The organism is Patescibacteria group bacterium (assembly GCA_041660565.1).
In the GTDB taxonomy this organism is placed as follows: Bacteria; Patescibacteriota; UBA1384; order CAJBMM01; family CAJBMM01; genus JBAZWC01.
Genome location: JBAZWC010000002.1, coordinates 230,275 through 248,814, shown reverse-complemented (window position 1 = coordinate 248,814; position 18,540 = coordinate 230,275). Strand labels below are relative to the sequence as shown.

Annotated in this window: 15 protein-coding genes and 1 pseudogene; 2 read left to right on the top strand and 14 right to left on the bottom strand. The window is 45.3% G+C overall.

Annotation, left to right across the window (positions count from 1 at the left end):
• Positions 1 to 104: 104 nt before the first annotated feature.
• From rplS to WC773_03800, 3 genes and pseudogenes are all read right to left on the bottom strand, one after another.
• Positions 105 to 446 (bottom strand): annotated as a pseudogene (gene rplS, locus WC773_03810) (50S ribosomal protein L19).
• Entirely contained in the window at positions 446 to 751 is a 306-nt protein-coding gene (gene rpmA / locus WC773_03805) for a 50S ribosomal protein L27 (GenBank protein ID MFA6082508.1), read from the bottom strand. Before rpmA ends, rplS begins: the two are co-directional and overlap by 1 nt.
• A 111-nt stretch (positions 752 to 862) precedes the next feature.
• Positions 863 to 1,966, bottom strand: coding sequence for a DNA methyltransferase (locus WC773_03800; GenBank protein ID MFA6082507.1), 1,104 nt, complete (start codon positions 1,964 to 1,966; stop codon positions 863 to 865).
• 125 nt (positions 1,967 to 2,091) lie between these two features.
• Between WC773_03800 and WC773_03795 the strand changes: the two genes are divergently transcribed.
• Positions 2,092 to 5,667 (top strand): DNA polymerase III subunit alpha, encoded by a 3,576-nt coding sequence (locus WC773_03795; protein ID MFA6082506.1) that lies wholly within the window; start codon positions 2,092 to 2,094, stop codon positions 5,665 to 5,667.
• 134 nt (positions 5,668 to 5,801) lie between these two features.
• Here the strand turns inward: WC773_03795 and WC773_03790 are convergent, their stop codons facing one another.
• Together WC773_03790 and WC773_03785 are read right to left on the bottom strand one after the other, a co-directional pair.
• Entirely contained in the window at positions 5,802 to 6,308 is a 507-nt protein-coding gene (locus WC773_03790; protein MFA6082505.1) for a hypothetical protein, read from the bottom strand.
• Positions 6,309 to 6,368: 60 nt separating this feature from the next.
• Positions 6,369 to 7,496 carry an MraY family glycosyltransferase gene (locus tag WC773_03785; GenBank protein MFA6082504.1) on the bottom strand — a complete coding sequence of 376 codons (1,128 nt, stop codon included), beginning with the start codon at positions 7,494 to 7,496 and terminating at the stop codon, positions 6,369 to 6,371.
• Positions 7,497 to 8,228: 732 nt separating this feature from the next.
• Between WC773_03785 and WC773_03780 the strand changes: the two genes are divergently transcribed.
• A complete protein-coding gene (locus tag WC773_03780; protein ID MFA6082503.1) occupies positions 8,229 to 8,729 on the top strand; it encodes a hypothetical protein in 501 nt (166 codons plus the stop codon).
• A gap of 109 nt (positions 8,730 to 8,838) precedes the next feature.
• Here the strand turns inward: WC773_03780 and WC773_03775 are convergent, their stop codons facing one another.
• From WC773_03775 to WC773_03735, 9 genes are all read right to left on the bottom strand, one after another.
• On the bottom strand, positions 8,839 to 9,432 hold the full coding sequence (locus tag WC773_03775) for a nucleoside-diphosphate kinase (protein MFA6082502.1): 594 nt from the start codon (positions 9,430 to 9,432) through the stop codon (positions 8,839 to 8,841).
• A gap of 78 nt (positions 9,433 to 9,510) precedes the next feature.
• Positions 9,511 to 10,770 carry a pitrilysin family protein gene (locus WC773_03770; GenBank protein ID MFA6082501.1) on the bottom strand — a complete coding sequence of 420 codons (1,260 nt, stop codon included), beginning with the start codon at positions 10,768 to 10,770 and terminating at the stop codon, positions 9,511 to 9,513.
• Between the two features lie 76 nt (positions 10,771 to 10,846).
• Positions 10,847 to 11,266: a hypothetical protein gene (locus tag WC773_03765; protein ID MFA6082500.1), complete on the bottom strand. Its 420-nt coding sequence runs from the start codon at positions 11,264 to 11,266 to the stop codon at positions 10,847 to 10,849.
• Positions 11,267 to 11,449: 183 nt separating this feature from the next.
• Complete coding sequence (locus WC773_03760) at positions 11,450 to 12,058, bottom strand: DedA family protein (GenBank protein ID MFA6082499.1); 609 nt, start codon at positions 12,056 to 12,058, stop codon at positions 11,450 to 11,452.
• Positions 12,059 to 12,255: 197 nt separating this feature from the next.
• Positions 12,256 to 13,047, bottom strand: a complete 792-nt coding sequence (gene uppP / locus WC773_03755; GenBank protein ID MFA6082498.1) for an undecaprenyl-diphosphatase UppP — start codon at positions 13,045 to 13,047, stop codon at positions 12,256 to 12,258.
• Between the two features lie 109 nt (positions 13,048 to 13,156).
• Positions 13,157 to 13,723: a phosphatase PAP2 family protein gene (locus WC773_03750; protein ID MFA6082497.1), complete on the bottom strand. Its 567-nt coding sequence runs from the start codon at positions 13,721 to 13,723 to the stop codon at positions 13,157 to 13,159.
• A gap of 125 nt (positions 13,724 to 13,848) precedes the next feature.
• A complete protein-coding gene (locus tag WC773_03745) occupies positions 13,849 to 14,334 on the bottom strand; it encodes a PrgI family protein (protein MFA6082496.1) in 486 nt (161 codons plus the stop codon).
• A gap of 11 nt (positions 14,335 to 14,345) precedes the next feature.
• Complete coding sequence (locus WC773_03740) at positions 14,346 to 15,191, bottom strand: hypothetical protein (GenBank protein ID MFA6082495.1); 846 nt, start codon at positions 15,189 to 15,191, stop codon at positions 14,346 to 14,348.
• Positions 15,192 to 15,193: 2 nt separating this feature from the next.
• Complete coding sequence (locus tag WC773_03735) at positions 15,194 to 18,313, bottom strand: hypothetical protein (protein ID MFA6082494.1); 3,120 nt, start codon at positions 18,311 to 18,313, stop codon at positions 15,194 to 15,196.
• Between the last annotated feature and the right edge of the window lie 227 nt (positions 18,314 to 18,540).

Below are 18,540 nucleotides of genomic sequence, written 5' to 3'. Positions count from 1 at the left end.
TCAGCTTTTTCTTCCGCTCTGGCTTCGGCTTCTTCGGCCACCGCTTCTTCAATCTGCTCTAATTTTTCCTCTGCCCCTTTTTCTTCCCAAAGACAGTAATCCATTTTTTCATTCTTTAATCTGGCCGCTTTACCGGTTAGCTCGCGCAGATAATAAAGTTTTGATCGACGAGTATTAGATGATTTAATGCGTTCAACTTTTAGCACACGAGGTGAGTGCAATGGGAAAGTGCGTTCGACGCCGTATCCAAAGGAAATTTTACGAACCGTAAACGTAGCCGAGATGCCTGTACCGCCCTTAACCGATAGCACCACGCCTTCAAAAATCTGCACGCGCTCTTTCGTTCCTTCGCGAACAATTTGATACACTTTAACCGTATCACCGGGTTTTACTAACGGTGGGTTTTGCTTTAGTGAAGACTGTGCAACTGTAGCTAATTTGTCCATTATTTACTTTCCTTTTTGGCAACCGGTTTGAACGGCTCAACTGATACAATTCGAGTGTCTTTGAGCAATCCAGTGAAGCGAACCATTTTTTTATTACTGAATTTTACTTTTCCAGCTGTCTTTGCATACAACGAAAAATCGGTTCCAACACCGACATTCTCTCCTGCACGAAATTTTTGACCGGTTTGACGAATAATAATAGCACCGGCTGTGGCCATTTGGTCACCAAAAACCTTAACTCCCAATCGTTTTGATTGGCTGTCTCTACCTAACCGAGTTGAACCACCGGCTTTTTTATGAGCCACAGATACTCCTTACAGTCGTAAATTCTAAGCACTAAGCACTAAATTCTAAACTATTTGAATTTTTTATTTAGAATTTATTTAGAATTTGGAACTTGGAATTTAGAATTTTGCTTATATTACCGTTAGCCGTACGATGTCACGTTGCACTAATTGACCTACGCGTTCATATCGTAGCGGACCTATAGAGGTACTATATCCTAAACTACTTAACCTGTCAACGATTTTTGCAAAGGTGGAAAGATTTGAAATTACCGGGAATACCATCACTACCGCTGCGCCGGGTTTCAAGAACGATCGCCATTGCTTTAACGATTGATAATACAGTTCAGTTAATTGATTCACGATGTGATTTGATTGATTTATCTCTGCATTTACCGGCCCCAAATACGGTTCGGTTACGATGGCCATTTCGCTAGTACTAATTTTGGGACGAGTAATGCGCGCGTCTTCTACCATAAAATTGTCGGACCTCGTGTTTGTTTTGCTGTGTTCAACAGCGGTTGGGCTAATGTCTGACCCTAGAATATTAAATCCAAGCTCAGAAGCCTCCATTAACACCGTGCCATCTCCGCAGAAAGGATCGTAAATCGTCACGTCTCCGGCGTTTAAACCGGTCAAATTGACCATCATGCGGGCTAATTTTTGCGGCAATAACCCGCTTTTGGCGTCAACCTGCTTGTCGCCAAATTCGCGCTTGGACCAATCTTCAAACCGGTGCACCCAACCCACTTCACCAATTTGAATCTGACCGTGCTCCAACATTATCACCAATTCTTTGCCACCCTTGGGCAACAGTTCTTTTGCGGTAATAACGGGCGAAATTATTCCGTCGGTAGGCAGATAAACCCTTACCGGCTGCTTGGTAGATGATTTAAGTTGTTTTTTGATTGACAGCGACAATCGTTCAATCTGTTTCGGATTGTAAGTAGTAGGATAAAATGATAAACCAAAGTCAATGCGACCCGAATCTGGGGATGGAAATGACAGGACTTCAATCAACTTATCTTCTAGTCGAGCTGATGTACATTCCGCCACCCAAACTCCGGCTTTGACCACGCCGCCCAGTCGATTCCACGTCTCGACTGAAGGAAAATCCCCCTTGCCATTGATCACCTGTTTCGATACGCTAAAAGGCGCAACGTCTAGTTTTAGCGCGCGCAGCTCGGCTAAAGATAAATCGGGTGTTTTGCCCGTGATTGCAAACCAATTATTCATTATGAATAATTATAACACAAATTAGGGAGATTGGGGTGATTAGGGGCATTGGGGGAGCCAAAGGCACTCCCAAAATCCCCAACTTCCCTAATGTCCCTAATCCCCCGAACGAAAGAAACCTTCTTATGTCTGACTTCACTCATCTTCATGTTCACTCTCACTACAGCCTGCTTGACGGGCTTGGTACCGTACCCAAATTGGTTGACCATGCCAAAAAATTGAATATGGACACATTGGCCTTAACCGACCATGGGGTGCTTTACGGGGCGGTAGAGTTTAGTAAAGTGGCCAAAAAAGCCGGTGTCAAACCAATCATCGGCTGCGAGTTGTATGTTGCGCCACGCACGCACACCGAAAAAGTCAGTCAGCTTGATAAAAATCCTTATCACCTAATCGTGCTGTGTCAAAATGAAACCGGTTATCATAATTTACTAAAATTAATCAGCATTGCCCATTTAGATGGTTACTATTACAAACCCCGCGTGGACAAAAACCTGCTCAAGCAGTACAACGAGGGGCTAATTTGTCTGACCGCCTGTTTGCAAGGCGAAGTGGCGCGTCCGGCCGGTCAGGATGACCCCGAAAAGGCCGACGAGGCGTTAAAACAGTATCTGGAGATCTTTGGGCATGAGCGACTGTTTGTCGAGCTACAGCACCACCCAGAGCTTCCAGCGCAAGTCTTAGCCAATCGGCATCTAACCAGCTTGGCGCAAAAACACCAGCTCGGGCTAGTGGCCACAAATGATGTCCATTATTTAGAGCATGATGATGCCGAGGCGCAAGATGCATTGCTGTGTATTCAAACCGGCAAGTTTATGGCAGATCAAAATCGAATGTCAATGAAACAAGATGGTCGCTACATTGATATATCAATGCTAACGAGTGATGAAATGTCCGCCAATTTTGCAGATTTGCCAGAGGCAATATCAAACACCCGCAAAATTGCCGATATGTGCCAATTCGAAATCAAGACCGGTCAATATATCTTTCCGGCGTTTCCAATACCGGGTGGGGCAAAACCGGATGATTATCTGCGCGAGAGATGTATTGCCGGATTATGGGCTAAAGTGGTCAAGACTAATCAACCCAGCGAACGCTCGGAATACCCGTCCAATTTAGATGAAGAGTACAAAACCCGACTTGAATATGAGCTTGATGTCATCGGCAAAACCGGCTTTGCCAGCTATATGCTGATGGTGGCAGACTACAACAACAAAGCCAAGGAAATGGGCATTTTTACCAACACTCGTGGATCAGCCGCTGGCTCATTAGTCTCGTATTTAATCAACATTACCGACATCGATCCGTTAAAGTACGGTCTAATCTTTGAACGATTTCTAAACCAAGAACGTATTGACTGGCCAGATGTTGACTTGGATATCGCCGATACCAGACGCGGCGAATTAATCGCATACGTCACCGAAAAATACGGCGCCGACAAGGTGGCACAGATTATTACCTTTGGTACGATTGCAGCCAAAAACAGCATCCGCGACGTGGGGCGAGTTTTGGGCATGCCGTATGGCGAAGTAGATGCGGTTTCTAAACTGATCCCGCTCGGGTCAACACTGGATATCGCGCTAGAAACCAACGTTGAGTTAAAATATCGCTACAACAACGAGCCCGCAATTAAAAAGCTGATTGATCTGGCGGGCAAGGTAGAAGGAGTGGCTCGCCACGCCTCGGTGCACGCCGCTGGCGTAGTTATCTCGGACAAAGACATCACCAACTATGTACCGGTGCAACGTATCGGCGATAAAGAGCAGTCTGGCATCGTGACTCAATTTGCCATGAAAGAGTTAGAGGCAGTTGGTTTGGTTAAAATGGACTTCTTGGGTCTAGCCAACCTGTCCATCATTGAGCGGGCGCTGGAGATCATCAAAGCCACTCGAGATGTTGATATAATTACCGCCGAAATACCGCTTGATGACAAAGAAACGTACCAGCTGCTTTCTCGCGGCGAGTCGTCTGGGGTGTTCCAATTAGAGTCAGATGGGATGAAACGGTACTTAAAAGAGCTAAAACCAACCGTCATCAACGATATTATTGCGATGGTGGCGCTATATCGTCCCGGACCAATCGAATTAATTCCAGATTATATTGCCGGCAAACATGGCACCAAAAAAGTCACCTATCTTCATCCCAAGCTCGAGCCAATTCTAAAAGAAACATACGGTATTGCCGTTTATCAGGAACAAATTTTGCGCATTGCTCGCGATTTGTGCGGATTTTCATACGGCGAAGCCGATGTTCTGCGCAAAGCGATTGGTAAAAAAATCAAAGAATTATTATTGGAACAGCGGCATAAATGGATTGAAAAAGGGGTGCAAAACGGCATCACCAAAAGCTTGGCCGAAAAGCTATTCGACTTCGTAGAGCCGTTCGCCCGTTACGGATTTAATAAAGCGCACGCCACCTCTTACGGGATGATTGCGTACCAAACCGCGTATCTTAAAATGCACTATCCCAGCCAGTTTATGGCGGCATGGCTAACCTCGGAGCAAAGCCGTGACATTGAAAAAGTATCGTTCGCCCTAAACGAGTGCAATCGAATGGGCATTAAGGTGCTGCCTCCGGACATCAACGAGTCTTTTCCGGATTTTGGCGTAGTCCCGAACGATCAACATAAAAACGAGAATATTCGGTTTGGGCTAGGAGCAATTAAGAATGTGGGGCACGGCGTGGCAGAGGTGATCGTCAAAGAGCGCAAAAAAAATGGTTTGTTTACTAGTTTGACTGATTTTATCAAAAGGACTGATGGAAAAGTAATCAACCGAAAAACATTGGAGAGCTTGACGCAAGCGGGCGCTTTGGATAGTTTTTCAGACCGAAACACCTTGTTTGTTAATATCGAAGCAATTCTAAAGTACGCCACCGGTATTCACAAAGATCATCACAGCCAAATTGGGTTGTTTGGCTCAGACGAAAACGAAGAGATGGTTTTGCTTAATTTAACCCCAACCGCTCCCGCCACCAAACAACAAATTATGCAATGGGAAAAAGACCTGCTTGGCATTTACCTTTCAGAGCACCCAATGTCAGATTTGAACTCAATTTCGGGGCACGACATCATTAAAATCGGTGAAATTAAACAAAATATGGTAGATAAATCGGTGCGCATTATCGGTATGATCACCAGTGTCAAATCGATTATCACCAAATCCAACCAAGCAATGGCGTTTGTGAAAGTGGAAGACGCTACTACCAATATTGAGCTAATCATCTTCCCCAATTTATATGCCGAAACCAAGGATTTATGGCAAAATGACCGCATTATAGTGGCAGATGGCAAGGTGAACGATAAAGATGGCAGCTTAAAAATTTTAGTCAACGCGGCGTGGGATATCACCGAGGCGCGGTCAGTGGATGGTATAGATTTGCCCGCACTTACGTCATATAAAAACGGTAACGGCAAAAGCCAAAACGGACGCGCCGCAGCACCCACAACCGGAGCGAGTGAAAAACCGGTGCAGATGTTTCCCGAATCCGCTATTTTGCATATCACCATTCCCGAAGACACCAGTACCAAAACTTTGTCCGAGCTAAAACACGTTTTGTCACTACATAACGGCGTAAATGCCTTCATCTTGCATCTACCGGACCAAAAAGAAATTAAACCAAGGCTGACAGTAAAAATTGACTTCAGCTTGTTAGATCAAATTGCGCGATTAGTTGGCCCACACCAGACCGAGGTTAGATAATTATAAATTTTAAAGGCTAAATTTTAAATGAATAAGTACCGAATGATTAAATTTTAAATGGTTCCTTATTTAGTCATTTAAAAATTGGCTTCCTTTCATTTGAAATTAAAAATTAAAAATTAAAAATTCGTTTCCTAGTCTCTTTTAAGATTCGGGTTAGCTCTTTTTGATTGATCAATAGCCATAAAAATAGCATGTTTGGCATCAAACGGCGTCTCTATTCCTTCCAAAATCATCACTTCCTCTGTTTGCACCAGCACTTGCCCATAGCCAAACATATTCGGCATCACACCCTTAACCACCGCCGTCACCTGACAAATACTATCAAGGTAAGATTCTTTTAGCTGACGCTCAAAAACACTGTTTTGCACCAGACCAATCACCCGCATATTAGTAACGATGAATAAATTGTTCGACCAAATGTACCATGTCCGAACAATCAGATAAACCACAGCAAAAAATAGCAAACCGGCGATATACAATCCCGGAGTATGGAAATTACTTAAAATCAGTACAACAATTGAGAACATCAGGCAGATGATAATAGCTACGATCCACTTAAAATAAACCCAAATACTACGATGAAACATCGCCACCACTTCTTCGTCCTTTTGCTGTCCATCAAAATGAATGTCTAACATACTATCAGCTTAGCACAGATCAAAAAAATATCCACGTCCCACAGTCGTCCCCCAATTGGACTAATTGGCAGATGACAATTTCGAATTATCATTACGGCTCTTTGCACTCAACGCGATGATTATAATCACCAGTGCGATTACAGCTATACCAAACATTTCCGCTTTAACCAACCCGGTATATTTCAAAGCGATTATGCCAAAGGTGGCGCAAAAAACACCCAGCACGGTTAATGTTTGGCGAGCCGAAAAGTTTGCGTGCAAAAATCGATGATGCAAATGGCTCTGATCGGGATGAGTAAGCGGGTTATAACCGTGAATTAGGCGAGTGAAAATCACCAGCAGCGCATCCAATATTGGCAAGGCCAAAACCACTAAAATGGTGGCAATCTTTCCACCGGCAATCAGCCCAATCACCCCAATTAGGAACCCCAAAAACATCGCCCCGCTGTCTCCCATAAAAATTTTGGCAGGTGGCCAGTTCCAAAACAAAAACCCGAGCACTGCGCCAAAACCAATCGATGACAACAACGCGGTGGCCGGTTGATTAACAGGGTCGCGTAAGCTTAAAAGCATCAGCACAAGTAACGCAATCGCAGTCATAGTGCCGGCTAGGCCATCCACGCCATCACTAAAATTAACCACATTCATCAACAATAATAACCACGCCACGGCAAGCAAATCAGCCAGCACCACAAAATGATAAGTGGCTGCCCCAATTTGAACGGGAATTTGCCACTGGTCAAGCCTAAATTCCAGCCCGCCAAACGGATTATTGATATAACGGATGCCAATTCCGCCGGCAATAATGATTAACGCCACCAAAATCTGCGCCGATAATTTTTGATATGGTTTTAGACCTTTAATATCGTCGTAAGCCATCGTCGCGACTAAAACGACAGACGCAATCAGAACCGCTAACAATCGTTTATCAATACTAATGCCAAAAATGGCAAACGGAAAGCCAAAACCGGAAAAATTATTCTGGCTCGCAACTTGATAAATTATCACCACAATTAAAAATGCGCCAAAAATTGCCAAGCCGCCAAGGCGCGGAATCTGTTTGGTGTGGACATCGCGAGCACGAATTGGCATGGCTAAATGGTGTTTTAACGCATATTGCTTAACCAAATAGGTCAGCACAAAGCTAACTAGCGTAGAAATAATAATCGGCCAAACTAGGTTACTCATACAACAAATATAACACAATTCAAAGTTAGGCATAATCCCAGTAATTGTCATTTCGACAATCTCTTGGTGTAGGGGCGGACTCATATGTCCGCCCGCTTGATGGAGAAATCCCGTATTGATCTAGCTACTGGCGGGATCTCTCCCTCCGGGCTTACGCCCTAAGAGGGCAGGAAGCCAACAGTTCGACAACGCTCACAGGGTCGAGATGACAGGTAAAATAATCTCCCTTGGATTAATTTCCGGATTTTTGTATTGGAATTTGACAATTTGCTAAATCGTCCTATTCTATACTTAGTAATGACCACTCCGCGGAGGAAATCGGATGCCTGAAATCGATCCAGAGATTATCATTGTCAGAGAAAGGAGTTTCTGGGATCAGTTCTACACCATTGCCCCAAATATGTCGAAATGCGGTCACTGTGGGCCACGGCGATATCACCTTCAATTGCGCGACGGCACTCGAATCCACCTCTCTAGACAAGACCGCAGAGCACGCTGCGCCTACTGCAACCAAGAGCTGTTTACGAACCCCACCCCCGAGGCAAAATGATGCCGCGGGGGGAATGTTTTTATCCAAATATCTCCGTTTCGTCACGGCGTAAGCATTAAATTGCTAATTTTACCTCCAAAAACACTCTTTAAAACTCTTGACACACTGTAGCGTTTGCGCTATAATGCAAATATCCTAGTACAAGACAAGTCGAACACCCCACCCCAAGGAGGGACAAGCCCATGAGGAATGTGCTCGCTCTCGTGACGGCGGTGTTCGCGATGCTCGTCCTGTTCACGTTGCCCGCTACGGCAACGGTGCGGAACGACACCGCGTTCGCCGTCGACAGCTCGCCGCCGACCGTCGTCACCTTGACGACTTTGGCGACGGCCGATTCGACGTACAATCTATGGACAGCGACTGACATCTGCACGACGGCGACGGGCGACTTCGACACGGCCCCGGTCACCGGCCTCAACGCGATCGACACCGGCCCGCCGGCCAACGGCGTCAAGGTGAACATCGGCGACACGTACAACCATTGGGCGACGATCAACGCGACGAACAGCATGGCCATCGACGGCCACGGCATCTACGCGACAGCCAGATCCGGCGTTCGTCCCGCGCCCGCTCTGCGGGCACCTTGTAACGGCGGAAACCATACCTTCTACCTGAGCGACGTCAACGCGAACATCGGGCGACACGAACCGCTGCACGGCGGCAACCGGGCATACACGGTCTAGCCCCGGGTGCCGGCCTCTCTAGCACCAAGCACGACAACGGTCGGGCGCACTCTGTGCCCGACCGTTCTTCTTTTTAATCACACGTCTTAACCCACGTTGGGTTATTTTTTTATCCAAACATTATCTGTTCGTCGGCGCGAGAATATTTAATTAGTTCTTCCTCTTTGAACCAGTGCGCAATTTCGTGCCCGGCTTCGGATGGATCACCAGAGGCGTGAACGATATTGTGAATCGCGCGCTTATCAAAATTGCCGGCAACATTTGAATCAACCGAAAAATCGCCCCTGATGGTACCAGGATCGGCTAACACCGGCAAAGTACTTCCCACAATTTTGCGCACGGTGGTGATAGCGTGCATACCCTGCAGAACGATTGCCACTACCGGACCCATTGCCAAGTAGTCAACGTTCCATTGCTGCACCTTTTTACCAATTTCCAATGCGTCGGCAGTGCCCATTTCTGCAGTTACGTCTATGCCATATTTGGCAAACGCCTCAAGCGTCTTATTGCCCATCCCACGCAACCACTCTTCGGAGCCCGAATAGTGTGCCGCAGCGTGTTCACGAGACGGATATACCATTTTCAAACCTAAAATCTTCAAACCGCGTTTTTCAAAACGAGTTAAAACCTCGCCCACCAAACCGCGCATAACCCCATCGGGCTTTACTAAAACGACCGTTCGCTCTTCTTTTGGATGTTGCATATTCTGCTCCTTATATTTTTTTGTCATTCCGGGCTCGACTTTGGAATCTATATAATAAAATCTAATTGGATTAATTGGTTATATTTTTAGATTAATGTCTAGCCAACTACTGAAATCCTCAGACGAGATAAACGCGCCACAAAGATTTTGCTGTGTGATAATTTGCTTGGCAACGCGAGAAATATCATCCAATGTCACCGCGTCGATTAACTGATTTATCTCTTCAGGCGTTTTAATTTCACCCTGCAATAACTGTTGCATTCCAAGCATTCCAGCCAACTCATCGGTCTGTTCAATTTTTAACAACAATTTACCTTTAAGATATTGTTTTACCTTGTTTAATTCGGTCGCGCTAACTTTTTCATCGCGCAATTTTTGGAACTCAAGCAAAATCGCCTTTACTGCCTGTTCCACTTTTTCTGTCGCTACGCCGGCCGAGGCAACCAAGTAACCACTGTCTAGGTAGTGCTCAGATGCGGCACGAACATAATATGCCAAACCTTGGCGCTCGCGCACCGAGAGGAACAACCGCGAACTCATCCCCCCACCCAAAATGGCCGAAATCACCTTTAACACGTATTTGTCGGGATGATTGGCAGGCAAGCCCAAAAAACCTAGCCACAAATGTGTCTGTTCGGTTGGTTTGACGTGCATTTTATATGCTGAACGCGATTCAAGCGCCCATTTCTGATAATTTTGATGGCGCGATCCGGAAAACTGAGCAAAGTACTTTTCCAAATGCGGCGTAGTTTGCGCGATATCACCGGCCACTACCACTAACATATTATCCGCAGTGTAAAAGTTTTGACGATAATCGTTAATCTGCTTTTTCTGCATCGCCTTAATGTTCTGGCGAGTGCCAATAGTGTCCCAACCTAGCGGGGTATCGCCAAAAAGTTGATTTTCGAAAAGCTCACCCACATACATCATTGGCTGATCTTCGTACATCTTAATTTCTTCGATAATCACCCCACGTTCGCGATCGATTTCATCCTCTTTTAACAGCGGGTTAAGCAACATATCAGACAAAACGTCTAACGCCAGCTCGCCAAACTGCGATGCCGCTTTAATGTAATAACCGGTGTATTCTTTGCTGGTAAAAGCGTTCATTTCGCCGCCCACTTCATCTACCGCAATCGAAATCTGCTCGGCGGTGGGGCGTTTTTTGGAGCCCTTAAAAAATAAGTGTTCCAAAAAGTGTGACAAACCGTTTATCGGTTGATTTTCATAGCGCGAACCAACGCCAAAAAGCACCAGAGCAGTGACAGATTTGACGCCGGCGACTGGGATCTGTAAAACTTTGACGCCATTTGATAATGTATTTAGTTCGTATTTCATTAACATAATTAAAGCAGATTTAAGGGCAAAAAGATAGGCCCGGGCGGCGCATTGCCACCCGAGCCCGTTGCTCGCACTAATCGATCGAAGGCGGGGCAACCACAATCCGGATCTGCCCGGGCTCAGGCGGAAAGACCCGCACCTCCAGGTTGAACCCTTCGTCCTCGGGCTTCATGGTGAAGTCACGGCTGGACGAGTTCCGCCCGGACTGGTCAATCACCGTTATCCGAACTTGGTATTCAGTAGTTAAGTCATCCTTCGGCTTGACCTCTAGTGAGGTAACACACCTGTCGCCGACGAAAGCCATGTGCGCAACCGTCTTGTCGGCGGACAAAGACGATGCGGTACCGCCATTGCCCACCGACTCAATCTCGGCGCCGGTAACTGTGATCTCCAGCAACGACGCCCCGGTGTGACGCGAGTAGTCCAGCGCAGTCATGCCGCAAATGGCTACCAGAAAGACCATCACGATGATCAGGACGATCTTAGCTTGCATCGTTCCACCCTCCGGATTCTGTTGTCAGTGGGGCGCTTGAGTGTACCCCGAGTGTTAGCCGCAGTATGTCATATAAATAAGAGCACGTCAACTGGTTTTTGGAGTTTGTCATTCCGGGCTCGACCCGGAATCTATATGACAAAAAAATTCCACACACCAAAAAATCCAATTTATCCAATCAGACTAATTGGCAACAGGTTTAGTACGTTTTTTAAGCAAAAGATTTAGCAGCCAAATTATCACTACAAAAAGCACCAGCAAATCCAAATAGTGGAAGTATGGACGAATTTGTTCCCAGTTTTGCCCCAATTTATACCCTATCCAAGTTAACAGATAGCAGAACGGCAGCGCACCAAGGAAGGTATAAATTGAGAATTTGGTAAAGTTCATTTTAGCTAAACCAGCGGGTAAAGAAACAAAAGTGCGAACCACCGGCATCCAGCGGCCAAAAAAGACCGACGATTCGCCATATTTGGCAAACCATTTTTCGGTCAGGTCAAGGTGATGATGGTTAAGCCGTACGTATTTGCCGTACTTATCAATTAGAGTGCGCCCGCCGGTAGCGCCAACCCAGTAGGACAGCATAGAACCCACCAGATTACCCAAGGTGCCAATTAGTACCACCCACCAGATGTTAAGGTCTCCACGGGCCACCAGAAAGCCCGCAAACGGCATGATGGCCTCGGACGGAATAGGAATGTTCGCCGACTCCAATAGCATTAAGCCAAAAACCCCGGCGTATCCTACTTGCCCAATGACATTGGTAACAAAATTGACTAAAACGTTTATCATTTTGACCCCGATTTGAATTTTAAATTTTAAAGGCTAAATTTTAAATGAATAAGTACCGAATGATTAAATTTTAAATGGTTCTTTATTTAGTCATTTAGAAATTGGCAACTTTTCATTTGATAATCTCGAGCGTTCCGCGAGTGATTTCGATGCTAAACATCTAATTAAAAATTAAAAATTTGAAATTATACCCTTGGTTACCGTCTGACGACAAGAAGGATGATCACAAGTGCGGCAAAGCCAAACCGATACCAAGCAAAAATATCAAAACGACCTTTGTTCAAATAATTTAATAACCAGCGAATGCTTAGATAGCCAACTACTGCCGCCACAACCACTCCAACGATAAATTGCCCATCAACGTCTGATGCATGCAATTTAGTTAATTTAAGTAATCCGGCGCCGGCAATAATGGGCACCGACATCAAAAATGAAAAACGGGCAGCCGATTCTCGGGTTAGACCAAACAATAAACCGGTGGTCATAGTGGCACCAGATCGAGACACACCTGGTAACAACGCAAGCGCCTGCGAAACACCAATTAAAATTGATTGTCCCCACGTTAGTTTATTTTCATCCAGTTTTTTGGATGCATATTTATCGACAAGCCATAGTACAACACCCATAATTGCCATCGCCAGTGCAATGGCCAAGTAAGCGGTACGCAACTTATCGTCAACAAAGCCTTCAAATTGATAGCCAATCAATCCGGCTGGCACGGTAGCCACCATAATCAGCCAGAATAGCTTGCCATCAACAGTTTTGATGCCCTGAGTTAAACCGGCTTTAAGCAAACGCCAAATGTCTTTGGCAAAAAAGATCACCACCGCTAAAAGCGTGCCCAAGTGCAAAGCTACATCAAAAATATCCGTGTGTGCGGTCCAGCCAAAAATATACGGGACCAATACCAGGTGAGCCGAGCTGGAAATAGGCAAAAACTCACCTAATCCTTGTACTAATCCTAAAACGATTGCTTGTAAATAAGACACGGTACCTCCAGAATTTGAAATATAAAATTTACAATTTGAAATGAACAAGATCCGAATTTAAAATAAAAAATTCCCAAATGTTTAAAAATTTCAAATTTCGAATTTCAAATTATCTTTGCTGTCCTCTAGAAAGCCATCTAAACACCGGGGATCCTTCGTATACTACCAGATAAGCGCAGGTGATGCCAATGGCCGCTCCAACTAACACGTCGGTTGGGTAATGCAAACCGGCCGCAATACGCGATAATCCCACCAAAGTGGCGGCGGCAATTAACCACCATGCATGATTTACCTTTGGTCGCCAAAAAATAAACGCACCGGCAAAGGCAAATGCAGCCAACGTATGCAAACTGGGCATAGAGGTGTTTTTGGGGATTGATCCAATAACCGAAATATCACTTAGCAACGCAAATGGGCGGGCGCGACCAATAAATGTCTCGATGATGTAGCCCGCCGCCATCGCCAGCAAAATGCTGACTGCGGCGTATCCGATAATCGGGCGGACTCGCTGACCGGCTGAAAGCGGAAAATTAAATAAAAAATACATAATAGCCACCGAGACCACAATCGCAATTAAACCGTTCGAACAAAAAACGACGACGAATTTGGTCAAGTCGTTTGTGAGGGCTAAATGATTTAATGCCAGCACAATCTGGCTGTCGATAGTCGAAAACACGCTTGCCCACATCCTTTACTTTGGTAGCGTAACAAACGCCAAACCCTTTGCCAAGATTGTTTGAGAGACTGTCAGGCGGTAGGTACGGTTAGGGGGATTCAACTGCCCTAACTACCCCAATGACCCTAATCGTTCTTTTTCAAGATGTTTTGATCTACATTTGTAAACGGCATCTTAGTCGGCTCGGGCGTGGCAGGTGCTGGGGCTTGACCGCGTGCGTCAATGACATTGGCCAGTGCTTCGGCTTTAGCAGAATCGAACTGTTTGTGCTGTGTAGCATCGGTAGCTACCACCGGCGCTACCGTTTTGTCGATCTGCAAAATGGGGCGGTCAGATGTTTTACTCCACACTCTGGCTTTATCATCACGAGAAAAATGCAGCACCGCCATCAAAAATGTCAGCATCGGCCGATCTTGAATCTTCAAAAATGCCAAAGCAAAAGCCAATACCGAAAGAGGCAGAATGATGATCAAACTTAGTGCCAATGGCAAAGATTTGAATGCCAAAAAGTCAATGGCAAAGGCGATGGCCAAATAGCTAAATTGAACCAGCGTTAGCGGGCCAACGATTTCGTCCTCTTTATCGATATTTTGCGGCACTTTGTATTGCATATTTCCTCTAATTACACGATATCATAATTAGTTGTTTCAGTTTCGGGCGCTGGAGTCTGCTTCACCGTCTCGGGTGAAATTTCGGGCATCGCAGCAACTGATGTATTCAGCTCAGATTCGCTATACAACGCCTGCAAAAACGGATCACGCAACATCATCACCATACGTACGAACTCAATCACTCCCTGTGATTGCAACACCGTCAAGTCGATCTTATCATCACCGGTCTGCGTTCCAATTTTCAGCAACAATAAATCGTCTAGCAAAGCGATGTAATAAAGCGCATCAACCGCTTTAGAAACAAAATCGGTAAACGGCTGATCGCTCATTTCGACCCCGGTAAATTCGGCGATTTTTTGAATGTAATCTGTTTCTGTCTCGGCAATATTTGGCAACGCGCGCAACATGGTTTCGGCCAACTGTTGTTCGATGTCAATCTGACGATAAGAGGTGTCTGCGTTATATTTTTGAGCGGCAATTTTGACCAAACGTTTTTGTGTGCTCGGCGCTTTTAAGGTCATCAACATACTAATTGTCACAAAATAGTGGTCGCGAATTTGAGCCAGTTTTGCCTGATCATCACCACTCGTCTTAGTAATAGTAGCGGTAATTTTTTGGTAGATATCGGCTGGAGTAGAGTTGATCAGGTGGCGCATTTGATCGATAAACGTTTCGCGCAACAGCTCGCAAACCCTAATTTGCACTTTTAACGGTAGCGGTGCCAGCACCGGCATTATTTGATCGTATTTTTGATCTTGAATAAGCTTATAGCAGTCGCTTTCCGGATCTGTTTCTAGCTCCAGTAGATAATCATCCGGATCAAGATTTTGAGTTGTGGTGGTATTTTCATCAGCCATGATTAGTTACCTTTCCCTTGGGTGGTAAATACTTGTTTAAGCGCACCAATTACTAATCTACGACTCTTATTATTGGTCAGTGCCTTGTTCATAACATTCATTGCAGCTGGGGTAGTATACCAATCAGGTGATGCAGTTTCCACATCAATTCCATTATCTTTAAAGAATCCTCTGCCTTTTGCAGAACGTGCTATTTGAAGCGCCACTGAGTGCCTTGTCTCCGGTGTTATGAGTTGGTTAAGGCTCATCTCAGAAACCATATCGCTATCAGGATTTGTAGTTCCGCCCAGGGTCTTACTTACAGCCGCTGTCCAAATATTTATTTTTGAAACTATATCCGCGCGCTTAGAAATATCATCATCTATGGCGGCAAAATTTCCTGCACGATACGCCTCAACCTGCTTCTGCGTAATTTCATCCTCGGGGCTACCGGCTTGTAACTTTTGCGACAGAGCCAATATTCCAGTATCATCTAATCTATTTGCGGCTTTACCCGTTTCCCACGCCTTTACACGACCAACCAATCTCAACACAGTACCACTATCAAGTTCTTTAGCGCCTGCGATTGTCCCACCAGCGCCCTCAGTCATTACCTGCTGAAGATGCGGTGCAAGCGCAGAAAAATTGTTGTTACTGTCGGTACGTAATTTATCAATTGTCGAGTCGTGATCTACAACGGCAGCGTCATGTTGTGATTTTAATACTTTAAGCATCTCAGTCAAAAGCTTCTCTTGAATTTTATCACCAGAAATAATTGCAGCGTCTAGCGAACCTTGCGTTTGAGTCATTTGATCGCGTAAATTTCTAACCTTATACACAGTATTATGCAGAGTCAGTTGTTCTCGAGCCACCTTAACCAAATTATCTTCGTCTGTTTTTGCGTTGCGATCTTTAAGCGCCGCTGCATCTGATCGCAGTGTAAAGTTGTCGCTGATTGCCTTGCCAAGCTCCTTTGGATCTGCCCCGATTTCCTTAGCCAATTGAATTAATTCGGCGGTGGGTTTATTTGGATCAACCCCAAAAGCCTTAAGCCATCGGCCTGATTGTTGCTCTTTCGCAATCTGAGTTCTGGCATCCATTTTGGCCATCTTGAACGCATACTCAGTCATCCAGTTCATATGCTGCCTGCCAAGCTCTGTTTCGTCAAAGGCGGCTTGGTTTGTTTTTTTCGAGCCTTCCTCGCCTTTCATTAACTCTAGAGCGCTCTCAGCAGCTTCGTACGATCGACCGTACACTTTGTTCTGTGTTGCCGCTAAACGGTCTTGTGCGGCTTTTATTCTGTCTTGATCAGCTTTGTGTGCGTCAAGATTCCCTGGCATCTGCTTGTCGATGTCAGCTAGTTCAGCTGCAGAAAACCTAGATCTCGAGCTGGCAATTTTTGTACTCAAACTAGCTACTGCTCTTGCCGCTTTGTCCCGCTCCTTCTTTGTCAGAGACGTATCGGTAGATCGGGCCATGTTTACTCGACGCGACTTTTCGTCTTCAGTAAGAGATTTAAATTGTTCTAATTTTGCTGTATTTCCACCGAAAGCCTTCAACATATTGTCTTCAATTTCTTTACGCTTTGGACCAACTTGCTGGGCGTCCTGTAGAGCCGCTTGAGCGGCAGTCAGCTTTCTTGACTTAACCGCGGCATCACGGGCATTTCCGCGATCTCTTGCTTTTAAGTTATCCAGCTCTTTTTTGCGCAAGTCTCGCCGCATTTGGATACCGGCAATGCGGCGGCCGACATCTTGCCCAACCGCACTATTGCGATACATCAACCTAGCCCGATTAGCTAAATCTTCACGCGTACCTTTGGTTGAATGATCGACAGCTTTAGCAGTTCCTTCATACGCTTTTTTCTTGAATTGCGAGACGTAGCCACCCCACTGGCGCATCCAATCGCCCCCCATCTTAAACGGCACTTGAATGGCAAAGTACAACAACGCCGTGGTCAAAATATATCGAGTTAAGTTTGCTTCTTTGCCAATAATCGACACCCTTTCCGCTAATATGAGGATAAGGAATGCGGCCGGCGTCATAAACACCCAGTTAAAGAACATCGTCCACCATTTTTTGAAATAGCTTGATGTTAGCGGGAAGCCGAGCGAGATGAACGCTAACGGCGCTAAAATCATTAGCAAGGTGATAATCCAGATGCGTGCCACCAGTAGCATATACAGCGTTAGCATTAAGATAGCGGCTACTACCACCAAAACCGTGCCAACAAATACGCCTAACAGCCCGCTGGCAAAGTTGCCGGTGGTAGCGGTGGTGCATAAGGTGTCTCTTAGTCCGTAGCTCTCGGCAATTTTTCTAAACAGCTCGCCAGCGCCACCATACTGTGCCAACAGTGAGTTGGTTATTAATGTAGAGACCTCGATTAAGAATCGACAAATTAGCCAGCTAAAGTTGGCCAAAACGATGCCCATAATTAGCGCGGGCAGCACTTTTTTGACCGCATAGGTGTCTATTTGCACACGTAAAATACTGGAGAATGATACCACAAGCAGAAAGATTAGTACCAGAATATTAACTAAGCTGAGTGTCCATTTGAAAACTGCCTTAACGCTGTTATCACTGATGGCATCGTATAAACTTCTCCTAGAGATAGAACTACTGGCTTTGCTCTTGTCATCGTCAACAGTTTTCTTGGCCGCTACACAATCCGCCATCATAGTAGTTGGATTAAGTATAACCGTGTTCTCATCCACAGGGGTTGTTGTGTCGCCAGAAGCAGCCGCAGCCGAAATAGTAATTGCAGATGACTTTTGCGAGGAAAGTGCCGTACCACTGGCAGTTGAGCTACTAAACGCTTCCACTTGATATTCCCACACTCCCACCGGCTCGCCAGATAGTGTTTGGGAGGTAGTTGTGACCCCGCCACTAAATGCAACAGATCCGATAACCGAGCTAATTGGAGCAACGGTAGTGCCACTTACTCTAGAAATGTTATACGTTTGAGCGTTGTCATATTGGTCAAATTTTACGGTTACAGTGTTATCAGCGCTTAAAGATGCTTGTACATTCAAGCTGGTTCCTGCAAAAGCCGGCCTAGCCGACATCAAACCAGCGCTTATAACTATCATAAGTAAAGCGCAAGATACGCCAAATTGCCGGAGATTAAATTTTACCTGCATTTCACCCAGAAATTACAGTTTCTGGCCCTCCTACATTTAGGATAACACAAGCCAATAAAATTTTAAATTTTAAAGGCTAAATTTTAAATGAATAAGTACCGAATGATTAAATTTTAAAAAGGCGGCTCCTTATTTAGTCATTTAAAATTGGCTACCTTTCATTTGATAATCTCGAGCGTACCGCGAGTGATTTCGATGCTAAGCATCTAATTAAAAATTGAAAATTT